At 67.5% G+C, this 19746-nt stretch carries 17 protein-coding genes; 9 read left to right on the plus strand and 8 right to left on the minus strand.

All coding sequences use genetic code 11. The annotated features are described in order from the left end of the window. Nucleotides 1-15: 15 nt before the first annotated feature. The gene (locus tag ACM0O9_RS15260; protein WP_053500761.1) at nucleotides 16-429 is read right to left on the minus strand and encodes a YciI family protein; all 414 of its coding nucleotides are present in this window, start codon (nucleotides 427-429) and stop codon (nucleotides 16-18) included. Between the two features lie 705 nt (nucleotides 430-1134). Here ACM0O9_RS15260 and ACM0O9_RS15265 point away from each other — a divergent pair. Beyond that, complete coding sequence (locus ACM0O9_RS15265) at nucleotides 1135-1542, plus strand: YciI family protein (RefSeq protein ID WP_005415088.1); 408 nt, start codon at nucleotides 1135-1137, stop codon at nucleotides 1540-1542. On the opposite strand, the gene ACM0O9_RS15270 is transcribed toward ACM0O9_RS15265, so the two are convergent. Further along, nucleotides 1520-3601: a gluconolaconase gene (locus ACM0O9_RS15270; protein ID WP_414603830.1), complete on the minus strand. Its 2082-nt coding sequence runs from the start codon at nucleotides 3599-3601 to the stop codon at nucleotides 1520-1522. The two genes, ACM0O9_RS15265 and ACM0O9_RS15270, sit on opposite strands and share 23 nt — an antisense overlap. 167 nt (nucleotides 3602-3768) lie before the next feature. On the opposite strand from ACM0O9_RS15270, the gene ACM0O9_RS15275 reads away from it, so the two are divergent. Further along, nucleotides 3769-5289 (plus strand): tetratricopeptide repeat protein, encoded by a 1521-nt coding sequence (locus tag ACM0O9_RS15275; protein ID WP_164230510.1) that lies wholly within the window; start codon nucleotides 3769-3771, stop codon nucleotides 5287-5289. A gap of 7 nt (nucleotides 5290-5296) precedes the next feature. On the opposite strand, the gene ACM0O9_RS15280 is transcribed toward ACM0O9_RS15275, so the two are convergent. Together ACM0O9_RS15280 and cycA are read right to left on the minus strand one after the other, a co-directional pair. Next, a complete protein-coding gene (locus tag ACM0O9_RS15280; RefSeq protein ID WP_005415084.1) occupies nucleotides 5297-6073 on the minus strand; it encodes a lytic transglycosylase domain-containing protein in 777 nt (258 codons plus the stop codon). 212 nt (nucleotides 6074-6285) lie between these two features. Next, nucleotides 6286-7659: a D-serine/D-alanine/glycine transporter gene (gene cycA, locus ACM0O9_RS15285; protein ID WP_005415083.1), complete on the minus strand. Its 1374-nt coding sequence runs from the start codon at nucleotides 7657-7659 to the stop codon at nucleotides 6286-6288. Nucleotides 7660-7887: 228 nt separating this feature from the next. Between cycA and ACM0O9_RS15290 the strand changes: the two genes are divergently transcribed. Then, on the plus strand, nucleotides 7888-9504 hold the full coding sequence (locus ACM0O9_RS15290) for an EAL domain-containing protein (RefSeq protein WP_235649915.1): 1617 nt from the start codon (nucleotides 7888-7890) through the stop codon (nucleotides 9502-9504). A gap of 67 nt (nucleotides 9505-9571) precedes the next feature. Here the strand turns inward: ACM0O9_RS15290 and ACM0O9_RS15295 are convergent, their stop codons facing one another. Next, nucleotides 9572-10756: an MFS transporter gene (locus ACM0O9_RS15295; protein WP_235649914.1), complete on the minus strand. Its 1185-nt coding sequence runs from the start codon at nucleotides 10754-10756 to the stop codon at nucleotides 9572-9574. Beyond that, nucleotides 10753-11931, minus strand: coding sequence for a serine hydrolase domain-containing protein (locus ACM0O9_RS15300; RefSeq protein WP_414603829.1), 1179 nt, complete (start codon nucleotides 11929-11931; stop codon nucleotides 10753-10755). The genes ACM0O9_RS15295 and ACM0O9_RS15300 overlap by 4 nt, the downstream gene beginning before the upstream one ends. 227 nt (nucleotides 11932-12158) lie before the next feature. Here ACM0O9_RS15300 and ACM0O9_RS15305 point away from each other — a divergent pair, with 227 nt between their 5' ends. Next, entirely contained in the window at nucleotides 12159-13058 is a 900-nt protein-coding gene (locus tag ACM0O9_RS15305; protein ID WP_061478607.1) for a LysR family transcriptional regulator, read from the plus strand. A gap of 225 nt (nucleotides 13059-13283) precedes the next feature. Next, nucleotides 13284-14891, plus strand: a complete 1608-nt coding sequence (locus ACM0O9_RS15310) for an ATP-binding cassette domain-containing protein (protein ID WP_069140077.1) — start codon at nucleotides 13284-13286, stop codon at nucleotides 14889-14891. 143 nt (nucleotides 14892-15034) lie between these two features. On the opposite strand, the gene ACM0O9_RS15315 is transcribed toward ACM0O9_RS15310, so the two are convergent. Next, nucleotides 15035-16360 carry a GTP-binding protein gene (locus ACM0O9_RS15315; protein ID WP_065197339.1) on the minus strand — a complete coding sequence of 442 codons (1326 nt, stop codon included), beginning with the start codon at nucleotides 16358-16360 and terminating at the stop codon, nucleotides 15035-15037. Nucleotides 16361-16429: 69 nt separating this feature from the next. On the opposite strand from ACM0O9_RS15315, the gene ACM0O9_RS15320 reads away from it, so the two are divergent. After that, on the plus strand, nucleotides 16430-16801 hold the full coding sequence (locus ACM0O9_RS15320; protein WP_053499005.1) for a MerC domain-containing protein: 372 nt from the start codon (nucleotides 16430-16432) through the stop codon (nucleotides 16799-16801). A 74-nt stretch (nucleotides 16802-16875) separates the two neighbouring features. Here ACM0O9_RS15320 and ACM0O9_RS15325 read toward each other — a convergent pair whose 3' ends face one another. After that, nucleotides 16876-17160 carry a hypothetical protein gene (locus ACM0O9_RS15325; RefSeq protein ID WP_005415073.1) on the minus strand — a complete coding sequence of 95 codons (285 nt, stop codon included), beginning with the start codon at nucleotides 17158-17160 and terminating at the stop codon, nucleotides 16876-16878. 90 nt (nucleotides 17161-17250) lie between these two features. Here ACM0O9_RS15325 and ACM0O9_RS15330 point away from each other — a divergent pair, with 90 nt between their 5' ends. The 3 genes from ACM0O9_RS15330 (at nucleotide 17251) to ACM0O9_RS15340 (ending at nucleotide 19744) form a co-directional block, all read left to right on the plus strand. Next, nucleotides 17251-17670, plus strand: coding sequence for a hypothetical protein (locus ACM0O9_RS15330; RefSeq protein WP_235649910.1), 420 nt, complete (start codon nucleotides 17251-17253; stop codon nucleotides 17668-17670). Nucleotides 17671-17782: 112 nt separating this feature from the next. Further along, nucleotides 17783-18445, plus strand: a complete 663-nt coding sequence (locus ACM0O9_RS15335; protein WP_235652619.1) for a hypothetical protein — start codon at nucleotides 17783-17785, stop codon at nucleotides 18443-18445. Between the two features lie 456 nt (nucleotides 18446-18901). Beyond that, complete coding sequence (locus ACM0O9_RS15340) at nucleotides 18902-19744, plus strand: class I SAM-dependent methyltransferase (protein WP_005415070.1); 843 nt, start codon at nucleotides 18902-18904, stop codon at nucleotides 19742-19744. The last annotated feature ends 2 nt before the right edge of the window (nucleotides 19745-19746 follow it).

Consider the following 19746-nt stretch of genomic DNA (forward strand, 5'->3'; position numbering starts at 1 on the left):
GGGAGAGGAATCGGATCAGCCTTCCAGCTGTGCACGCAGACGCTGTTCCTGCTGCTGTAATTCGGGGGTGAAGGCTTCACCAAAGTCTTCTGCGGAGATCAGCGGACGCAGTTCCAGCGTGCCGCCCTCGCCGAACGGCGCACGGCTGGCCCATTCAACGGCCTCGTCCAGCGACCGCACCTCCCACAGCCAGAAGCCGGCGATCTGTTCGCTGGCAGGACCGAACGGACCGGCCTCGACCTTGGGTGCCCCGCCGCCGAAATGAATGCGACGGCCGCGCTGGGTGGCGTGCAGGCCTTCACCGGCCAGCATGATGCCGGCGGCCACCAGTTGTTCGTTGAAGGCGCCCATTTCGGACAGTTCCTGTTCGCTGGGCATGCGGCCGGCTTCGGAGTCGGCGTTGGCCTTCACGATCACCATCACTTTCATTTTGGTCTCCCGTGGGACGCGTGGTGCGTGCCCTTCACTGGGTACAACGAACCAGGGGGCTGGGAATCGACACGTCTGTTGGGAATTTTTTTCTTGCGCGGAAAGCGCGCCTTCGGCGAGGGTCGGCGAACGGCGGAGCCCCTCCGTGGTGGTGTGGGTTGGTCGCGGAAAGCTGGTTTTCTGGGAGTGGGCCGGGCGGGCGGGGTTGGCGGGGACGCCGTGAACCCATCCGTGGGGGCTTAGCCGCGCCATCCATGGCGCGGATACCCCGCCAACCCCACCCGCCCGGCCCCAGACAGATCTCTGCGGCTGCCCCACCACGGGAAAATCAAGAGAAAAGGCAAAAGCAAAAGCAGCAGCAACGGCGGTTGGCTGGCGGCCTCAGCTTTACGAGCGAAGCGACCCGCTTTTGCTCTTGTTTGTGATTTTCCGTGGTGAACGCCGCAGGAAACTGTCCAGGGCCGGGTGGGTAGGCGGGGCGGGGGTGTCCGCGGCATGGATGCCGCGGCTAAGCCCCCACGGATGGGTTTACGGCGTCCCCCGACCCGCCTACCCACCCGGCCAAGCCCAAGAATCACGCTGTAGCGCCACCACGGAGGGGCTCCGCCGTTCGCCGATCCCCGCCGAAGGCGCGCTTCTGCGCTGCAACATGCCCGTGCGCAATCCTGCGCGATCATGGACCCCCGCCCCCGCCAGGACCATGCCATGCAGCAGTACCTGCTTCTGATCTACATCGAGCCTGCCCTGCTGCAGGCCCTGCCCACCGAAGAATTCAACGCGCTGATGCGCGACTGCCTGGCCCATGCCGACAAGCTGCAGGCCGAAGGCGCGCTGCTGGCCGCACAGAAGCTGCAGCCGGTCGATACCGCACAGACCCTGCGCGTGCGCGATGGACACAGCCGCGTGCTCGATGGCCCGTTTGCCGAAACCCGCGAGCTGCTGGCCGGCTTCAACCTGATCGTGGCGCGCGACCGCGACGACGCCATGCGCATCGCCCGCGACTTCCCGTGGGCACGCTTCGGCAGCATCGAAGTGCGGCCGCTGGAAGACATGGACGCCGAGCGCGAACGCTGCGGCGCCCCGGCTGCGGCTATGGCAGCAGCCGTACTCTGATCTCGCGCGGGCCGACGCCTTCGTTGCCGCTGTAGTCGCGCACGCTGGCACGCACGATGTACTCGCCCGGCGGCAACGCCGCCGGCTGCCAGCGCCCGGTTTCCATCAGGCCATCACGCACGGTGTTGGTGGCCAGGTAGCGGAACCGGGTCACCGCGCTGCCATGCACGGTGATGCCGCTGTCCGGTGCGTAGGCCACGCGCACCGCTTCCCGCTGCGGCGGCATGCGGTTGAACATGATGTTCCAGCGCGGCTGCTCGTAGCCCTGCAGCGGATGTCCCGTAGCATCGAGAATCTGGTAACCCACCTGGTACATGCCCAGCCGGCGTCGTGGCAGATTGTTGTCGACCTGGTCCCAGGCCTCCACCACGATCTGCACGCCACGCCCCTGCCGCGCAACCATCACCACGCCATCGCTGCCGGCGGCCATCGGCTGGTCGTTGTCGTCCAGCAGGGCCACATCGGTGATGCGCGGTGCGAAGTGGTCGGCGTAGCCCTGGAAGCCCAGCGCTACCGCGTTGGTCTCGAAGCCACCGGTACCCACCGCCAGGTGCACGTGCGCCTGGTTGTTGATGCTGCCCAGGCGGTCTCCCACGTGGATGCGCATGCCACGGCGCACGCGCATCCGCTGCAGCTTGCCCTGCTCGTCATACAGCGCCTGCCAGCGCGCGTCGAACGGCACATCGCGCGGGGTGCGGCCGACACGCATGTGGATGTACTTGAGGCGGTCCACCGCCAGGCCCTCGGCCTGCTCGCCCAGGTTCCAGGCCGCCACCGGGCTGCTGATCTTGCCATCGGCAATCGCCAGCACGGTCTGGCCCACATCACCGCGCACGTCGAAGCCGCCATGCAGGTGGTGGCGGCTCTCACCGCTGAAGTTGCCGCGCACTTCACCCAGGGTGCCGACCACTTCGTGCCAGCCGTCCTGCGGTGCGAGCGGCCAACGGCCGCCCGTCTTCGGCAGCGCGGCATCGGCGGCCGGGCCGACCAGTGCCGGCGCCGGCAGTTCGCCCACCGGCAGCGGACGCAGGCGATGCAGGCGGTAGCCTGCGGCGTCGGCCACCAGCACGCTGCCATCGGCCTCCATCGCCAATCCGCTGGGGCGGGCCAGGCGCGGCAGGCGACCGTTGCCGACCAGTGCGATCTGATGGCCCTGCGGCGTCACCTGCACGATGCGGCCATCCATATCCCCCACGTACAGCACGCCATCGTGGGTGGTGGTCAGCGACAGTGGCCCATTGATCACGCCACCGCCGGCAACCACGGTGCTGACCGTGCCATCGGTCCCCACCCGGCGCACGGCGTTGTTGAACAGATCGGCCACCAGCAATGCACCCTGCGCGTCGAAGGCCAGCGCCACCGGCGTATCGAAACGCGCAGCAGCGCCCACGCCATCGGCAAAGCCTGGCCGATCACCACCGGCCAGGGTGCGCACACTGCCATCGGTACCGATCACCCGGATGCGGTCATTGAACGTGTCCGCCACGTAGACCTGGCCCTGCGCGTCCACCGCAACGCCCATCGGTGCATCGAAGCGGGCCTGCATGGCAGGGCCATCGGCGAAGCCCTGTTCACCACCGGCCAGCGTGGTCACCTGGCCATCGGTGCCGATGCGGCGGATCGCATGGTTGCCCGTGTCGGCCACGTACAGGTTGCCCTGCGCATCGCCGGCAATGCCCGAAGGCGTATGGAAGCTGGCCTGCAGCGCAGGGCCATCGACACGGCCCTCGCCCTGCCCGGCCACGGTTTCAACGCGGCCATCGGGCAGGCGGCGGCGGATCCGGTTGTTGTCACCGGCATCGGTGAAATAGATACTGCCATCGGTGCCGCGCAGCAGTGCATACGGGTCGGCGAAGCGCGCCTGCGCGGACGCACCGTCGCGGTCGCCGGGGTGACCATCGCCGGCCAGCGGCTCGATCTGCGCGGTCCAGGCCAGCGGCGTGGGCACCGGGCCGGCAGGGCCGGCCAGCGTTTTCAGCGGGGTATCCCACCAGGTTGCAGCCAAGCCCACCGCCGTTGCCAACGCCACCCCTGCCGCCATCCATTGCCACCGTGCCATCGTGTTGCGCTGCCTCTGCCTGCTGTTTGAAGAGGCACCGACAATAGACGCTGCGCGTGCGATCCGCCACGGCCGATCATGCGGCTGAACACCAGGATTCGCTTCGTCGTGCTTGTCCTCGCTGGCCGTAGCAGGTTCAATGCGGTTCCCACGGATGGAGATTCTCCATGCCCCGCGTTCTCCCCCTCACCGCCCTGCTGCTGGCCGCATTGGCCAGCGCGCCCGCCTCCGCTTCGATCACGGTGGCCCCGCAGAAGCCTTCGGCCACCGCCGATGCAGTACACGCGGCGTACGCCACGCGTTGGGATGAGGCCATCCAGCAGGCACGCGACGGCAACACGCTGGGGGCGCTGATCAGCATGGAGCGGCTGATGGAAGATCCGTTGCTGGACGACTTCGATGCCGAGCATCGCGGCCGCGCCTCGCAGGTCGCCGGCTGGACCGCGCTGATGCAGAAGAAGCCGGACCAGGCCCGCCGCTACCTGCAGCGGGCGCAGGAGGCCCTGCCGGAGGATGCACAGATCCTGCTCACCCAGGTGTCGGTGGAACTGTCGGACAACCAGCCGGCCGCAGCCACCTCTTTCCTGGTAAAGGCACTGCAGCACGCCGACGCACCGCTGCCGATCGATCACCACGCCATCAACTACCTGCAGTACCGCCTGCGTGAGCAGCCGCAGAAGCGCATGGACCTGCTGCAGGCGCTGTTTGACAACGGCTGGAAGAGTGGCGGCCTGGAACCCACCGGGCTGTGGCTGGCGCTGGCCACGCTGCAGGCCGACAACGGCCGTGGCGACAGCATTCCGGCCACGCTGGCGCGGATCGACAGCCCGGCCGAGATCATCCGCCTGCGCAGCGACAAGCGCTTTGATCGCTATGTCGATCGCGGTGACGCGCGTTTCGATCCGGTGCAGGCGGCACAGCGCCACCTCGATGAACTGCGTGTTTCCGGCCTGCTCGACCGCGCACTGGACGCGCGCATGGCCGAGTTCAGCACCACCTTGCTGATGCTGGACCGCAACGAGGAAGTGCTGTCGTTGACCGAGGGCATGGCCGGTGCCGCCAGCAACGGCGAATCGCCTGCCGCTGCGGAGGCGGAATGGGTGGCCTGGCTGCTCAACAGCCGGCTCACCGCACTGCGCCGGCTGGGCCGCACCGATGAGGCACTGGCCACGGCGAAACAGGCCGCCCGCATCGGCGCGCTCGGCCCGGATGGTGTCGAGCACCAGATGAATGTCGGCTTCGTGTTCAGTTCGCTGGGGCGCATGCAGGACGCTGCGCAGGCAGTGAATGACATGCCGGGCCTCGCCGGTTACGGCAAGGCCGCACAGGCGCTGCTGCAGTTCGCCGCCGCCCGCGAGCGCGGCGATGCCAAGGCGCGCGATGCAGCACGCGCGGTGATCCTGGCCCAGCGCGACGATGCCCGCCTGTTCCATCGCGAAATGCTGCTGGAGGAAGGCGACCTGGACGGTGCCGCCGCCGTGCTGATCGAACAGCTGCGCTCGCCGGTTGAACGCGGTGAAACCCTGGCCAGCCTGCAGGACATGCGCACCTATCCGTCATTGCCGGGCGATGTGCGCATCGATGCCGCGTGGCGTGCACTCAAGCAGCGTGCCGACGTGCAGGCGGAGGTGGCACGCGTCGGCCGCATCGAGCGCTACGACCTGGTCAGCACTTCCACCTCGCGCTGAGTCCCTGCTAGCGGGCTGGCACTTCGGTGCGGATGCCCATCGCTTCGCGGTAGCGCGCGTACAGCGCCATCACCTTGTCCACATAGGCCAGGGTTTCGGCGTAGGGCGGCACGCCCTTGTAGCGGGTGACCGCACCGATGCCCGCGTTGTAGGCAGCCGCCGCCAACGGGCGATCGCCGTTGTAACGGCGCAGCAGCGCGCGCATGTAGCGTGCGCCGCCCTCGATCGACTGCTGTGGCGAGAACGGATCGCGCACGCCATATTCCTGTGCGGTCTCCGGCATCAACTGCATCACGCCCTGTGCGCCCTTGGTCGAGACCGCCAGCGGATCGAAATTGCTTTCGGCATGGGCGATCGCGCGCAGCCAGGCATCATCGACGCCGGTGGCTTTGGCCGCGGCCTTGAACTGCCTGGCGTGCTGCGCGAGCTGCGGCTTGCCGACCTTGCCCAGGCCCTCGTGCGCCGGCTCGCCCGGCGGCGTGGCCACGGTGAACTTCAGGAATACCCGCGAGCCGGGCAGGTTGCGGGTGGAATAGACCAGCACGCCGTCCTGCTCGCGCTCGTACAGCACACCACTGAACACGCCCATGTTGCCCCACAGGTTCGGGGCCTGGATGGCGTTGTCGTCGATCTCCTTCGGCGTGCACCGCGATCCCGGCTCCGGTGCGGTGGCCAGGCTGACGGTGTTGCCCTGCACGCAGCGATAGACCGTGCGCGCGGCAGCCATCCCGGGCCACAGGATGGGCAGCAGCACCAGTGCAAGCAGGAGAGGTCGATGGGACATGGCGGCCGGATGATCCGGCCGCGCCCGCGAATGTTGGGTGAATGGGGGGCCGGCAGGGCTACGCCCTGCACCCGCGGTAGTGCCGGCCGCTGGCCGGCAACCTCAACGGCAACGGCAGCGGCCGATTTCCTGCGGCTGACAGTAGATCCACGCCATGCGTGGATGAAACTCTCTGGAGACGATGGATCAATCGATGGAACGGAGACGTTGGATCACTTCGCGGCCCTCCGGCGCACCCAATACCCCGCGCCCAGCAGCACGAACCACACCGGGCTGGCGATCAGCGCCTGGCGGGTGTCGCCCTGCAGGCTCAGCAGCACCAGCACGGCGGCGAAGAACACCAGGCAGGCCCAGCACATGGCAACGCCGCCGGGCATCTTGAAGATCGAGGCAGCGTGGCGCTCCGGGTAGCGGCGGCGATAGGCCATGTAGGCCACCAGGATCAGCGACCAGACGAAGATGAACAGCACCGTGGCCAGCGTCGTCACCAGGGTGAAGGCGGTCACCAGGTTCGGAATCAGGTAGATCAGCAGCGTGCCGCCCAGCAGGCACAGGCACGAGAACAGCAGGCCTCGGGCGGGCACGGCAGCGCGTGACAACTTCGACAGCCCGCGCGGGGCGTGCCCCTCTTCGGCCAGGCCGTACAGCATGCGGCTGGTGGAGAAGATGCCACTGTTGGCCGAGGACGTGGCCGAGGTCAGCACCACGAAATTGATCAGGCTGGCGGCGGCGGGAATGCCGGCCAGCACGAACAGCTGCACGAACGGGCTCTTGTCCGGCACCACCTGGCGCCACGGGGTGACCGCCATGATCGCGATCAGCGCCAGCACATAGAAGATGATGATGCGCACCGGGATCGAGTTGATTGCCTTGGGCAGGTTGCGCTCGGGATCGGCGGTTTCGGCGGCGGTGGTGCCGACCAGCTCGATGCCGACGAAGGCGAACACCGCAATCTGGAACCCGGCGAAGAAGCCGACCAGGCCCATCGGGAACATGCCGCCGTCATTCCACAGGTTCGACAGCGACGCGGTGTGGCCGCTGGGTGAAGTGAAACCCCACGCCACCAGCCCGGCGCCGGTGATGATCAGCGCACAGATCGCCACGATCTTGATCAGCGCGAACCAGAATTCCATTTCACCGAACAGCTTCACCGTCACCAGGTTCAACGCCAGCAGCAGCATCACGCAGGCCAGCGCCGGTTTCCAGGCCTCAAGCCCGGGGAACCAGAACTGTGCGTAGGCGGCAATCGCGATCACGTCGGCAATCGCGGTGACGATCCAGCAGAACCAGTAGGTCCATCCACAGAAGAACCCGGCCCACGGGCCGAGCAGGTCGGTGGAGAAGTCGATGAAGGATTTGTACTGCAGGTTGGACAGCAGCAGCTCGCCCATCGCACGCATCACGAAGAACAGCATCGCGCCGATGATCAGGTAGACGAAGACGATGGACGGGCCGGCCAGGCTGATGGTCTTGCCCGAGCCCATGAACAGGCCGGTGCCGATGGCACCGCCGATGGCGATCAGTTGCAGGTGGCGGTTGGACAGGCTGCGGCGCAGGTGCTCGGGGGGCGTGGCGGGCTCGGTCATGGGCGCGGGAAGGGGCGGGCGAAGCGTTCGACGGTAGTCCTCCGCGGCGCCGAGCGCCAGCGCCAGACGGCCCCATTGCGTCAAAGCAGGCCGCTTTCACCACAATGTGACCGAATACCGTATTGATCCCATTCCGCCCGGCCCGGTGCCATGCTCAGATAGCCGCACCTGCCCAAGGACCGGCCCGACCATGCGCCCTGCCCCGCCCGCCCTGCTGGAGCCCCGGCCATGAGCCGCCTGCGCGTCATCATCGGCGGTACCGCACTGGCCCTGCTGGCCGCTGCGGTGCCGATCGCGGTCATGGCCTACGCCACCTGGGACCGCGCGGTCAGCGTCGAACAGCAGCGCCTGCGCGACATCGCCGATCGCACCCTGCGCCGCTCCGACCTGTCCTACCAGGAGGCGCTGGCGGCGCTGAAATCCGCCGAAGCCGGTACCTACGTGTCCTGCAGCCCCGAGCACATCCGGCGCATGCAGACCCTGGTAATGACCACCCCATCGATTGACCAGATGGGCTACTTCGAAGGAGGCAAGCTGCGCTGCACCTCCTGGGGGCCGTTCCTGTCGGATGTGGATCAGCCCAGGCCGGACCACGTCACCAGCGACGGCGCCGGCATTGCGGTGGATGTGCGCCCGGAAATCAGCGGGCGCCGCCAGGTGCTGGCGATCCTGTATGGGTCCTACGACGCTCTGGTGGACCCACGCCGCTTCGTCGATGTCATCGCCGACCCGAATGTGCGGCTGGCACTGGCCAGCCCCGATGGCCGCCTGCTGGCCAAACAACCCGGCCTGGATCCGGACCTGCTGCAGGCACTGCTGCGCGACCCGGGCGAAGGCCTGGACCACACCACGCTGTTCGCTACCGCGCGCAACGAGGAATGGCTGGCCGTCGCCACTACACCGCGCACCGCGCTTGCCGCCGCCTTCCGCCAACAGGCCTGGCTGTACGTGCCGGCGGGCCTGCTGCTGGCCGCCGCCGGGGCCGGCCTGGTGATCTGGCTGTCGCGGCGCCGCCTTTCCCTGCGCGGCGAACTGGCCACCGCCATCCGTCGCCGCGAGCTGTACCTGCATTACCAGCCGATCATCGAACTGGACACCGGCATCTGCGTCGGCGCCGAGGCGCTGGTGCGCTGGCAACGCCCGGATGGCACCCAGGTGCGCCCTGACCTGTTCATTCCACTGGCCGAAGAGGCCGGCATGATCGCCGACGTCACCGACCTGGTGATCGAGAACGTGGTGCGCGACATGCGCGAGCTGCTGGTCGCCGACCGCAGCGCGCACATCGCGATCAACCTCGCCGCCGAAGACATCAGCAGCGGTCGCGCCCTGAAGATGATCTCCCGGCACATGGCCGGCAGCGGCATCCTGCCGCAGCAGATCTGGATGGAGGCCACCGAACGTGGCTTCCTCGATCTGGACCGCGCGCGCACCATGCTCGCCGCCGCCCGCCGCGCCGGCCACAGCGTGGCCATCGATGATTTCGGGGTTGGCTTCTCCAGCCTGCAATACCTGCAGCAGCTGCCACTGGATGCGCTGAAGATCGACAAATCATTCATCGATGCGATCGGTACCGAAAGCGCCACCAGCCCGGTCACGCCGCACATCATCGACATGGCCAAGGAGCTGGGCCTGTGGGTGGTGGCCGAGGGCGTGGAAACCGAAGCGCAGCTGGCCTACCTGCACAGCCGGCATGTGGAATTCGGACAGGGCTGGCTGTTCTCGCGGCCGTTGCCGCGCGATGAGTTCGTCGCCTTCCATCAGAAGCGGCAACAGCAGTACGGCGCTGCACGCGAACACATGCAGAACCCGCGCAGCGTGCCGATCGAGCAGGTGCCGCTGGATTAGCAAGGCAAAAGCAAGGCCCACGGTAGTGCCGGCCGCTCGCCGGCACCGCGTCATCACTGATCAACAGCTACGCCCACGCCTTCGGCCGTGCCAGCAACCACGTGGCGGTCACCGCCAGCAACAGCAACGGCAGCCATCCCAGCTGGCGTGGGCCGCTGGCCTGCAGCAGCACCCCGCCTGCCACGCCGCCGGCCGCAATGGCCAGGTTCCAGCCGGTCACCAGCATCGATTGCGCCAGGTCCGCAGCGGCCCCGGCGCGCCGTGCCAAGGCGGTCTGGAACAGGGTCGGCACGGCGCCGAACGCCACGCCCCACAGGATCGTCGCCAGCAGCAGCGCGCTCGCCACGCCTGGCCACACCAGCAAGGTTAGCACCGGAACGATGAAACCGATCACCGCCGCCCACACCAGCGCATGCAGGTAGCGATCCACGCCCCAGCCGGCCATCGCGATGCCAGCAATCGCCGCCATGCCGAAAGCAAGCAGCAGCCGGTCCAGCCACGCACCGGCACCCGCGTCGACGGCCAGCGGCTCGATGTAGGTGTACAGCACGTTGTGCGCCAGCACGTACAGCGCCATCACCAGCAGCGCACTGCGTACACCGGGCAGGCGCCACACGGTCGCCAGCGAAGTGCGTTGCCCGGCCCCAGCGGCCGGCAACGCAGGCAACGCCCAGGGCGCGTAGGCCAGCAGCAGCAGACCCAGCACGCTCATCAACGCGAACGCCCAGCGCCAGCCGATCTGCTGGCCAAGCAGCGTTCCGGCCGGCACCCCCAGCGACAGCGCCAGCGGCGAACCGACCATCGCGACCGCAATGGCCCGTCCCTGCAGCGACGGCACCACCATGCGTGCGGCGTAACCGGCCACCAGCGACCACAGCAATCCGCCGCTCACACCGGCCAGGAAGCGCGCAGCCAGGATCAGCGCGTAACTGCTGCTCAACGCGGTCAGCGTATTGACCACCACGAAGCCGGCGATGGCCGCCAGCAGCAGCGGACGCCGTGGCAGGCGCTGAGTCAGCGCGGTCATCGGCAGTGCGGCCATCACCGAACCCAGCGCATATACGCTCACCAGCTGGCCGACCGCCGCATCACTCACGCCCAGGCTTTCGCCCATCGGCCGCAGCACACCCGCCGGCAGGGTCTCGGTCAACAGGGTGATGAAGCCGCCGCCGGCCAAGGCAAGCAGGCCCGCCCACGGCAGGCGCGTGGCCTCGCCAGCCGGACTGGCGGCATCGATGGCATGGCCGCTCATCGCGTAGTCTCCAGGTCGGCATAGACCGCGTCGCGCAGTGCATCGACAAAAACGCCATCCATCCCTTCGTACAGGGTGTTGGTCAGCGCCACCACGCTCAGCCCACGCGACGGGTCGACGAACCAGCTGTGCCCGTAGGCACCGCCCCAGCGCCAGCTGCCTTCGCGCTGTGGTGTGCCGCTGGCGGCGGCATCGCGCAGTACCGCAAAGCCCAGCCCGAAGCCCCAGCCGGCCGGTTCCGGCGGCCCCTGCTCGCCCACCTGCGGGCTGGCCATCTGCGCCGCCAGCGCGGGCGGCAACAGGCCAGAGCGTTGCACGTCGCGCAAAGCCTCCAGCACCGCCATCACCTCATCGGCGGTACCGACCAGGCCGGCGCCGGCCGAAGCGAACCGACTGGCGTCGGTGGCACGCGCGGGACTGAACTCGATGCCCAGCGTTCCCTCGAAAGGTGCGACCACCTCGCCTTCCTGCAGGCGATGCGGTTGCGGCGTGTCGCTCACATACGGCGTGGCCAGCCGCTCTGCATCGCGCGTAACGAACGCGGTGTCGCGCAGGCGCAACGGGGCAGCCAGCAGACGCTGGAACAGCGCCTGCAGCGTTTCACCGGTCGCGGCTTCGGCCACCGCACCGGCCACGTCCACGCCCAACGAGTAAAACCACTGGCTGCCCGGTGCGAACAGCAGTGGCACCTGCGCGATGCGGCGCACGTTCTCGGCCAGGGTCAACGGGTTGGCGTCTATGCCATCGCTGACGCCAGCGCGCGCGTAAGGTCCCTCCGCATCCGCCTCCAGGAAGCGATAGCCCAGTCCGCTGCTGTGGCTGAGCAGCTGGCGCAGGCTGATCGGCGGCGTGCTGCCATCGGCCAGCGCCGGGCGGAAGTCCGGCAGCCAGCGCTGCACCGGCGCGTCGAGGTCGAGCACGCCTTCAGCCACCAGGCGCAGGATCACCGTGGCCAGCAACGGCTTGCTGACCGATGCCAGCCGGAACAGCTGATCGCGCTGCATCGGCCTGGCCGACTCGCGGTCGGCCAGCCCGCTCGCGCTGGCATGGCGCAGCACGCCGTGCTCGCGCACCAGCACCACCGCACCAACCAGGCGCAACGGATGGACCTGCTGCAGCAGCCGCTGCACCGAAGGCAGCGTCGGTGCAGGTTCAAGGGAAAGAGCGGCATTCATCGCGGTGATCCGTGGGGAGAGGCCCGCCACGTTAGGCAGCGCGCGGCGCTGCAAAAAGCCGGTTGCCGCTCCGGGCATCATGGACCGTGCAGTCCGCAATCGGCATCATGCCCGGAACTGCAACGCCGCAAGGGCTGCCCGAGGCCCCGCACCACAGTGTTGCGATGGCCGCGCCGCGTGCCGCGATCACCTGCCCCTACCCTGCCGTTTTCATTGCTGCTACGCCCATGTCAGTCCTGGACAACCTCGCCAATCTGCAGACCTTCGTCCACGCCGCCGACACCCGCAGCTTCGTCGAGACCGGGCGCCTGCAGGGCATCTCGGCATCGGCCGCAGGCAAATGCGTTGCGCGGCTGGAGCACGCACTGGGCGTGCGCCTGTTCCACCGCAGCACGCGCAGCATCACCCTCACCGCCGAGGGCCAGCTGTTCCTGGTGCGCTGCCGGCGCATCCTCGACGAACGCGATGCCGCGCGCACCGAACTGGCGCAACCGCACGCTGCACCGAGCGGCACGCTGCGGATCAGCCTGCCACTGGTAGGCGACCTCACCCTGCCGTTGATGGCCGAATTCATGGCCGCGTATCCGGACATCCGCCTCGACCTGGATTTCAGCGACCGGCTGGTCGATGTCATCGAGGAAGGTTTCGATGCGGTGCTGCGCGTTGGCGAACCCAGCGACTCGCGGATGAACGCGCGCCGGCTGGGGGTGTTCCCGCGGCGTGTCGTCGCCTCGCCGGGCTACCTGCAGCGTCGCGGCGTTCCACGCACGCCGGCCGACCTGCTGCAGCACACGTTGCTGCACTATCGCTTCCCCAGCACCGGCAAGCTGGAGCCGTGGCCGATCCACTGGCCCGACCACGAAACACCGCAGGAGCTGCCGGTGCACATGGTGGCCAACACCATCGAGGCGCGGGTGGCGCTGGCGCTGCGCGATACCGGCCTGGCCTTCGTGCCGGTGCACTCGGTGCGCGATGCGCTGGCCGGCGGCCGCCTGGTCACCGTGCTGGAGGATCATGTGCACTCCTGCGGCACCTTCCACCTGCTGTGGCCGTCGGGCCGACACGTATTGCCGAAGCTGCGGGTGTTCATCGACTTCGTCGGCGCCCGCCTGGACACCGTGCCGTAGCCGCGAGAAATCCACCCATGCCCGGCCCACAGTAGATCCACGCCATGCGTGGATGCTCTTGTAGTGCAGAGCCATCAAACCATTCAGCCAACCCCGCTATACTGGCCGCTCATTCCTCCCAGAGGCTCGCGACCAATGCGCCATTGATGCCGCCGTCTTCCCAACAGACGGCCTGACTCTTCCCGCCCCTGCGCGCAGGGGAGAACCGGCATCCATGGAGGTCGCATGACCACACATTCCCTCACGCTCGATCGCGTGTCGTATCGGCTGGCCGACGGCCGCCCGCTGTTTTCCGATCTGTCGTTTTCCTTCGATCCGGTCGCCACCGGCCTGGTCGGTGCCAATGGCACCGGCAAGAGCGTGCTCGCACGCCTGCTCGCGGGTCGGGTGCGGCCAGAGAACGGGCAGGTGCGCAGCAGCGGCCGCGTGTTCCTGTTGCCGACGCCCGGCTATCCCCCCGCCGGCACGGTCGGTGAACTGGCCGGCGTCGGCGCGGAACTGGCCGCGCTGCAACGCATCGAAGCCGGCAGCGTGGATGAGGCCGACTTCGCCTGCGTCGGCGACCATTGGGATCTGCGCGAGCGCCTGCAGCAGCAATGGCAGGCGCTCCGCCTGCCCGACGATCTCGATCCCGCCCAACCCGCCGCGCGTCTCAGTGGCGGCCAGGCCATGCAGGTGGCGCTGTCCGGCGCCTGGGCCAGCGGCGCCGATTGGCTGATCCTGGACGAACCCAGCAACCACCTCGATGGCCGCCATCGCCAACAGTTGTACGAACGGTTGCAGCAGTGGCGCGGCGGCCTGCTGGTGATCAGCCATGATCGCGAGCTGCTGGCGCAGATGCAGCAGATCGTCGAGCTCGACGCGCGCGGGCTGCATCGCTATGGCGGGCCGTGGCAGCACTACGCCGACGCGCGGGCCGCCGAACGCGAAGCGGCCGCCGCACAGCTCGACCACGCCCGCGCCCAGCACCGGCAGCAACAGCGCAGCGCGCGCGAGCAGCACGAACGCCAGCAGCAGCGCCAGGCACGTGGCAATCGCGATGCGAAGCAGGCCAACCAGGCACCGATCCTGCTTGGCCGGCAGAAACAGCGTGCCGAAGCCAGCCACGGGCGCGCGCAACAGGTACAGGCCGATCGTCTTCAGGCCAGCGCCGACCAGCTGCGCGCAGCGGCTTCGGCAGTTCACGCCGCGCCGGAGCTGGCGCTGTTCGCCGGTGACGGTGAACGCGGCAACGCACGTCTGCTGCAGGCGGAGTCGCTGGTGCTGCCGCAGGGTTGCAGTGCACCGTTGCAATTGGAGATCCGCCGCGGCCAGCGCATCGCCGTGGTCGGTGACAATGGCAGTGGCAAGTCCACGCTCCTGCGCGTGCTGGCGGGCCAGCTGCCTGCACGCAGCGGCATCGTGCAGCGCCATGCACCACTGGCGCTGCTCGACCAGCAGCTGCTGGGATTGTCCGGCGAACGCAGCATTCTCGACACCGTGCAGGCCGCCAACCCGGTGGCGGATGCGGGTGAACTGCGCACACGGCTGGCCCTGCTCGGGCTGGACGCACAGCGCATCCAGCGTGCAGCCCACAGCCTCAGCGATGGTGAACGGGTGAAAGGCGCACTGGCCAGCGTGCTGTATGCCGATCCCGCGCCGCAGCTGTTGCTGCTGGACGAGCCGGGCAACGCGCTGGATCTGAGCGCGTTGCAGGCACTGGAAGAACTGCTGGCGGCATGGCCGGGCGCGCTGCTGATGGTCAGCCACGACCGGCACCTGCTGCAGGCGTTGCGGCCGACCCACGTGCTGCAGGTGGGCACCGGGGGGTGGCAGTGGCGTGACGGCTTGTAGATCCACGCCATGCGTGGACCTGCTGCAGCAGCCGAGCGTCGGCTCGGCTCTACAGGATAGGCCATGCGTGGATGCATGCATGGCCTATCGACCAGGGGTAGTGCCGGCCGCTGGCCGGCAACCCATGGATCCTCAGTGCACCGTCACCGCTTCCACACCGGGAATGCCTGCGGCAACTGTTGCCACAGCAGCGGCCCCGCACGCAGTTCCTGGTCGTTGAGCAGGCACGCGTCCAGCTCCGCACGCACCGCGCGCTCATCCATGTGCACGCCAATCACCACCAGCTCCTGGCGGCGGTCGCCCCACAGCGGGTGCCACAGCCGCTGCATCGCCGAATGCGCGGCCGCATCCGGGAAGTCTTCCAGACCCGGCAACGGTGCGCTCCAGCAGTCGGCCTGCTGCCGCGCCCAGCCCAGGTCGCTGTACGGCAGCGGCGTGGGCGGCAGCAATGGCGCGGTGTCCTCCAGCCCAGCCCGCACACGATCACGCGCGGCGTACCAGAACCCCGCCGCCTGCGTCCGCGTCGCGGCGCCCACGGTGTTCAGCTCACCCACCCAGTCCATGCGATTGGCCAGCCAGAACCAGCCCTTGCTGCGGATCACGCCGGGCATGCCCGACTGCAGCGCGCGGGCGAAGCGCGCGGGATGGAACGGTCGCCGCGAGCGGTAAACGAAACTGGCGATGCCGTACTCTTCGGTCTCCGGCGTATGCTCGCCACGCAGTTCCTTCACCCAGCCCGGCGCACGTTGCGCACGCTCGTAGTCGAAGCGGCCGGTGTCCAGCAGCTCGGCCAGTGGCACGTCACCGAAGCGGGACAGCAGCAGCTTCGCGTCGCGGTTCAGGCCGCGCAGCACGGCCAGCGTGTCCTGCAGCACTTCGTCATCCACCTGGTCGACCTTGCTGACCACGATCACGTCGGCGAACTCGACCTGCTCGCACAGCAGGTCGACCACGCCGCGATCATCATCCGGCCCAGCCTGCTGGCCGCGCTCGGCCAGGCGCAGCGTCGAGCCGAAGTCGGCGAGAAACGCGCTGCCATCCACCACCGTCACCATCGTGTCCAGGCGCGCGATGTCACTCAGGCTGAAGCCCTGCTCGTCGCGCACCGCGAACGTGGCCGCCACCGGCATCGGCTCACCGATGCCGGTCGACTCGATCAACAGGTAGTCATAGCGACCGGCGTCGGCCAGGCGCCGCACTTCCTGCAGCAGGTCATCGCGTAGCGTGCAGCAGATGCAGCCATTGCTGAATTCCACCAGCGTCTCTTCGGTGCGGCGCAGCTCGGCGCCGCCGTCGCGCACCAGTTGCGCGTCGATGTTGACCTCACTCATGTCGTTGACGATGACCGCCACACGCAGGCCGGCGCGGTTGCGCAGGATCTGGTTGAGCAGGGTGGTCTTGCCGGCCCCGAGGAAGCCGGACAGCACGGTGACCGGAAGGCGACGGTCGGCGCGGGAAACAGTGTTCATGTCGGAGCGGGTTGGCTGCGGAGTGTAAATGTTACTGTATAACACTATCTGCGCAAGGAGCGTCCCCTGATGAAGTCGCCGTCTGCCGCCCTGCTCGATGCCGGCGCGGTCGCCCTGTCCAGCCTGTGCCTGCTGCACTGCCTGGCGCTGCCCCTGCTTGCAGCCGCGCTGCCGCTGTTCGGCAGCTGGGCCGAAGCCGAATGGGTCCACCTGCTGTTCGTGGCCATCGCCCTGCCGCTGACCGGCTACGCGCTGTGGCGGGCGGAGCGCCGTCATCCGTTGCCGGTGCTGGCCTGGGCCACCGCCGGCGCCGGGCTCGGCCTGCTGCTGGCCGGTGCGCTGGCGCTGCCCTCGCACGACTGGGAAACACCGATGACCGTCACCGGCAGCCTGCTGCTGGCCGCCACGCATATCTGGAACGCGCGGCACCGGCACGGGTAGTGCCGGCCGCTGGCCGGCAACCCCATGAACGCCGCACGCAACCTGCAGGTGCCGGCCAGCGGCCGGCACTACCGCTACAGCTTCAGCATCATCCGCAGCAGGTACATCAGCAGCGGCAGCGCACTCAGCACTGCACCGCCGATGCCGATCCACGGCCAGCGCTCACCGCGCACGCGCGATGCTACGGCCAGGCCGCCGCCCACCAGCGCCGCACCCAGCACGCCCACGCCCAGCCCTGCGGCCATGCCATTGCCACCCGCAGCGACCGCCGCCTGTGCCGCCACGGTGCCTGCCCCCCACCCCACTGCAATACCCAGCCAACTGGCCACGCCGCACCACGGTGCCTTGCCCTGCGCCATCCGAAAACCCCTGTATCCTTGCCGAATTTCCGTACGGGCCACGCCCGCGTGCTGCCTACACTAGCCGCACCTGCCCTGTAGGGACATCCCATGCGCACGCTCCGCCTGCTGCTGCCCGGTGCCCTCCTGCTGCTGACCGCCGCCTGCAGCGGTGACGCCGGGCTTCCGTTTTCCACCGACCCGCTGCAGGGCTGCTTCGCCACCAGCGCGCGCAAACCCGCCGACTTCCGCATCGACAAGGAAGGTGGCCAGTACTTCGTTTCCTTCAGCCGTGGCGAGCAGTGGCAGCGCGAACCCAATGCCCTGCACAAGGCCACGTCCAGCGAGATCAGCCGCTACTTCCGCGACGACGCCGAGCAGATCGACAGTGCGTTGATCCGCATGGCCGGCGGTTTCGGCATCTTCCACTTCAACAAGGGCGCGACGCTGAAGGGCAAGGCCAGCGACAGCGACTACATGGCGTTGATGCTGATCGGGGCCGGGCCGGTGTATGCGGTGAAGTGCGATTAGCGACACAGACTTTTGAGAAATGTTTGAAATCCAAAGAACTGCGTAATGCAACCAAAAGCACCATTGGGCAAGTAGCGAAGATGAAGCCTCACCCAGATTTTGAGAGGCCCAAGTGAAATTGCAGCTAGCCATCATCATGTTCATCGCCTCTGTATCCGTGCAGGCAGGAGACGGGAATCCAGCTGTCGGACAAACCGCAGACGAAGCAAAGATCCCGGAAAAAATCGTTCGCAGCGCAGAATGGCCCGACTTCATTGGGGGGACGATCAGTGTGGAGCAGTCCCTCACCCGCAACTCGAAGGGACAATATGTATATCGCTACGACGATCAAACGGAAGCGACGAAGCAGTATCACGAGGCTTCCTGCGCAGATCTTGGAATGAACCCTGCCAAGGGCGAGTCCATCACAGTGGGGCCAGGAAGCGCTGCATGGCATTGCTCAAGCATCGATTCGAACAGTGCTAGCGACGCAAAGAGTACTGACTATGTAATCGCCTATGCACCAAATGGACAGGTATCAGCTGGCCAGAACTTCGTTTCCTACGGAACCGTAAGATTCAACAGCTCAGTCAGTGGGAACATCCAGGGTAGCGCGCAAATAGACAACGGAAGGTGCCGGACCTTCTATAGCGAGTATTACCCGCCAAACACGGTGGGAAATCACACTGCACGAGTCCTCTGCTTTGCTCATTCCCCGCAGACGATGAATACGCTGATGGAAGGTTGTGTACCGCGCGCCTGCGCCAGTGATCGTGGTTCCATCAGAGCCAACTGATACCAAAACCTTTTGACCTAGCAGTGAGGGTGACCAAGCCACCCTCACTGCTTAGGTACATGACCCGATTCCCAATGATCGCTACCATCGCTCAATCCCTGATTTTCGTATCAGGCTCGTGCATCCCAGGCCAACTGAGCGCGGACTACAGCCTCCAAGGGACACCAGTGGTCATCCGCAGCACATTGGCCCCTGACAGTTCTGGGAACATGATATGCATCCAGCAACTTTTGATCAGAAATGAAGAGGGAGTACTGACCTATCATTACGATCTTCAACCGTCAGCGTCACGCGACTTCCACAGAGAATTCTGTGCCGCTATGGGCATGACGCCCTCAGTGGGAACTGCATCTCTACCAACGCCCTCCACCGGTTGGGTCTGCACTACGGAATCTCAGTATCCTGGCAAAGGTCCTGCGGTACCATGCCCTCCCCCGAACCGCCCCGGTACCCGCCGTGCCCCATTACACCGGCCCCCTGCTGACCCGCGACAGCGCCGATACCCTGCGCCGTGCCCATGACAAGGGCGCCGCCGACTGGCAGGGATCGCTTGACCTCGGCCGCAGCCAGGACAGCGTGGCGCTGGATGCGGACGGCTTCCACTTCCGGGGCCAGCCCTACCCTTGGCCGGGCAAGCTGAAGGACCGCACGCTGTACTACTGGGATGGCGAGGAATTCGCGCCGATCTCGCGCTACAGCGGCTCGCTGATCAAGCTGGTGCCCACCGAATGGGGCGCACCGACCTTCGAGATCGACGGCATCAAGATGCTGCCGACCTCGAAGCTGTCGCCGTTCGAGGATGCACGCCGCAAGGTGGAGCTGGTCGCCCCGGCCGGCAAGGTCATCCTCGATACCTGCGGTGGCCTGGGCTACTTCGCCGCCTGCGCGCTGGAGGCCGGTGTCGGCCAGATCCGTTCATTCGAGAAGAACGCCGATGTAATGTGGCTTCGCACGCTCAACCCGTGGTCGCCGGATCCAGACTCGGCTGCCGCCGGTGGTCGCCTGCAGTTCAGCCACGGTGACGTTTCGCAGCAGATCGAACGGGTGGCCAGCAACAGTGTCGACGCAATTCTGCACGACCCACCGCGCTTCGGCATCGCCGGCGAGCTGTACTCGCAGGTGTTCTACGACCACCTCGCCCGCGTCATCCGCAAGGGCGGTCGCCTGTTCCATTACACCGGCGCGCCGAACAAGCTGACCAGCGGCCGCGACGTGCCGCGTGAAGTGGCCAAACGCCTGGAAAAGGCTGGTTTCAAGGCGGAACTGGCGCTCGACGGCGTGCTGGCCGTCAAGCGCTGAGC

The organism is Stenotrophomonas sp. FR012, from assembly GCF_047520565.2.
GTDB classification, from domain to species: domain Bacteria; phylum Pseudomonadota; class Gammaproteobacteria; order Xanthomonadales; family Xanthomonadaceae; genus Stenotrophomonas; species Stenotrophomonas sepilia.

Excerpts from the sequence above, each read along its gene's own strand:
- ACM0O9_RS15260 (WP_053500761.1), bottom strand. The coding sequence starts at position 429 with ATGAAAGTGATGGTGATCGTGAAGGCCAACGCCGACTCCGAAGCCGGC.
- ACM0O9_RS15265 (WP_005415088.1), top strand. The coding sequence starts at position 1,135 with ATGCAGCAGTACCTGCTTCTGATCTACATCGAGCCTGCCCTGCTGCAG.
- ACM0O9_RS15270 (WP_414603830.1), bottom strand. The coding sequence starts at position 3,601 with ATGGCACGGTGGCAATGGATGGCGGCAGGGGTGGCGTTGGCAACGGCG.
- ACM0O9_RS15275 (WP_164230510.1), top strand. The coding sequence starts at position 3,769 with ATGCCCCGCGTTCTCCCCCTCACCGCCCTGCTGCTGGCCGCATTGGCC.
- ACM0O9_RS15280 (WP_005415084.1), bottom strand. The coding sequence starts at position 6,073 with ATGTCCCATCGACCTCTCCTGCTTGCACTGGTGCTGCTGCCCATCCTG.
- cycA (WP_005415083.1), bottom strand. The coding sequence starts at position 7,659 with ATGACCGAGCCCGCCACGCCCCCCGAGCACCTGCGCCGCAGCCTGTCC.
- ACM0O9_RS15290 (WP_235649915.1), top strand. The coding sequence starts at position 7,888 with ATGAGCCGCCTGCGCGTCATCATCGGCGGTACCGCACTGGCCCTGCTG.
- ACM0O9_RS15295 (WP_235649914.1), bottom strand. The coding sequence starts at position 10,756 with ATGAGCGGCCATGCCATCGATGCCGCCAGTCCGGCTGGCGAGGCCACG.
- ACM0O9_RS15300 (WP_414603829.1), bottom strand. The coding sequence starts at position 11,931 with ATGAATGCCGCTCTTTCCCTTGAACCTGCACCGACGCTGCCTTCGGTG.
- ACM0O9_RS15305 (WP_061478607.1), top strand. The coding sequence starts at position 12,159 with ATGTCAGTCCTGGACAACCTCGCCAATCTGCAGACCTTCGTCCACGCC.
- ACM0O9_RS15310 (WP_069140077.1), top strand. The coding sequence starts at position 13,284 with ATGACCACACATTCCCTCACGCTCGATCGCGTGTCGTATCGGCTGGCC.
- ACM0O9_RS15315 (WP_065197339.1), bottom strand. The coding sequence starts at position 16,360 with ATGAACACTGTTTCCCGCGCCGACCGTCGCCTTCCGGTCACCGTGCTG.
- ACM0O9_RS15320 (WP_053499005.1), top strand. The coding sequence starts at position 16,430 with ATGAAGTCGCCGTCTGCCGCCCTGCTCGATGCCGGCGCGGTCGCCCTG.
- ACM0O9_RS15325 (WP_005415073.1), bottom strand. The coding sequence starts at position 17,160 with ATGGCGCAGGGCAAGGCACCGTGGTGCGGCGTGGCCAGTTGGCTGGGT.
- ACM0O9_RS15330 (WP_235649910.1), top strand. The coding sequence starts at position 17,251 with ATGCGCACGCTCCGCCTGCTGCTGCCCGGTGCCCTCCTGCTGCTGACC.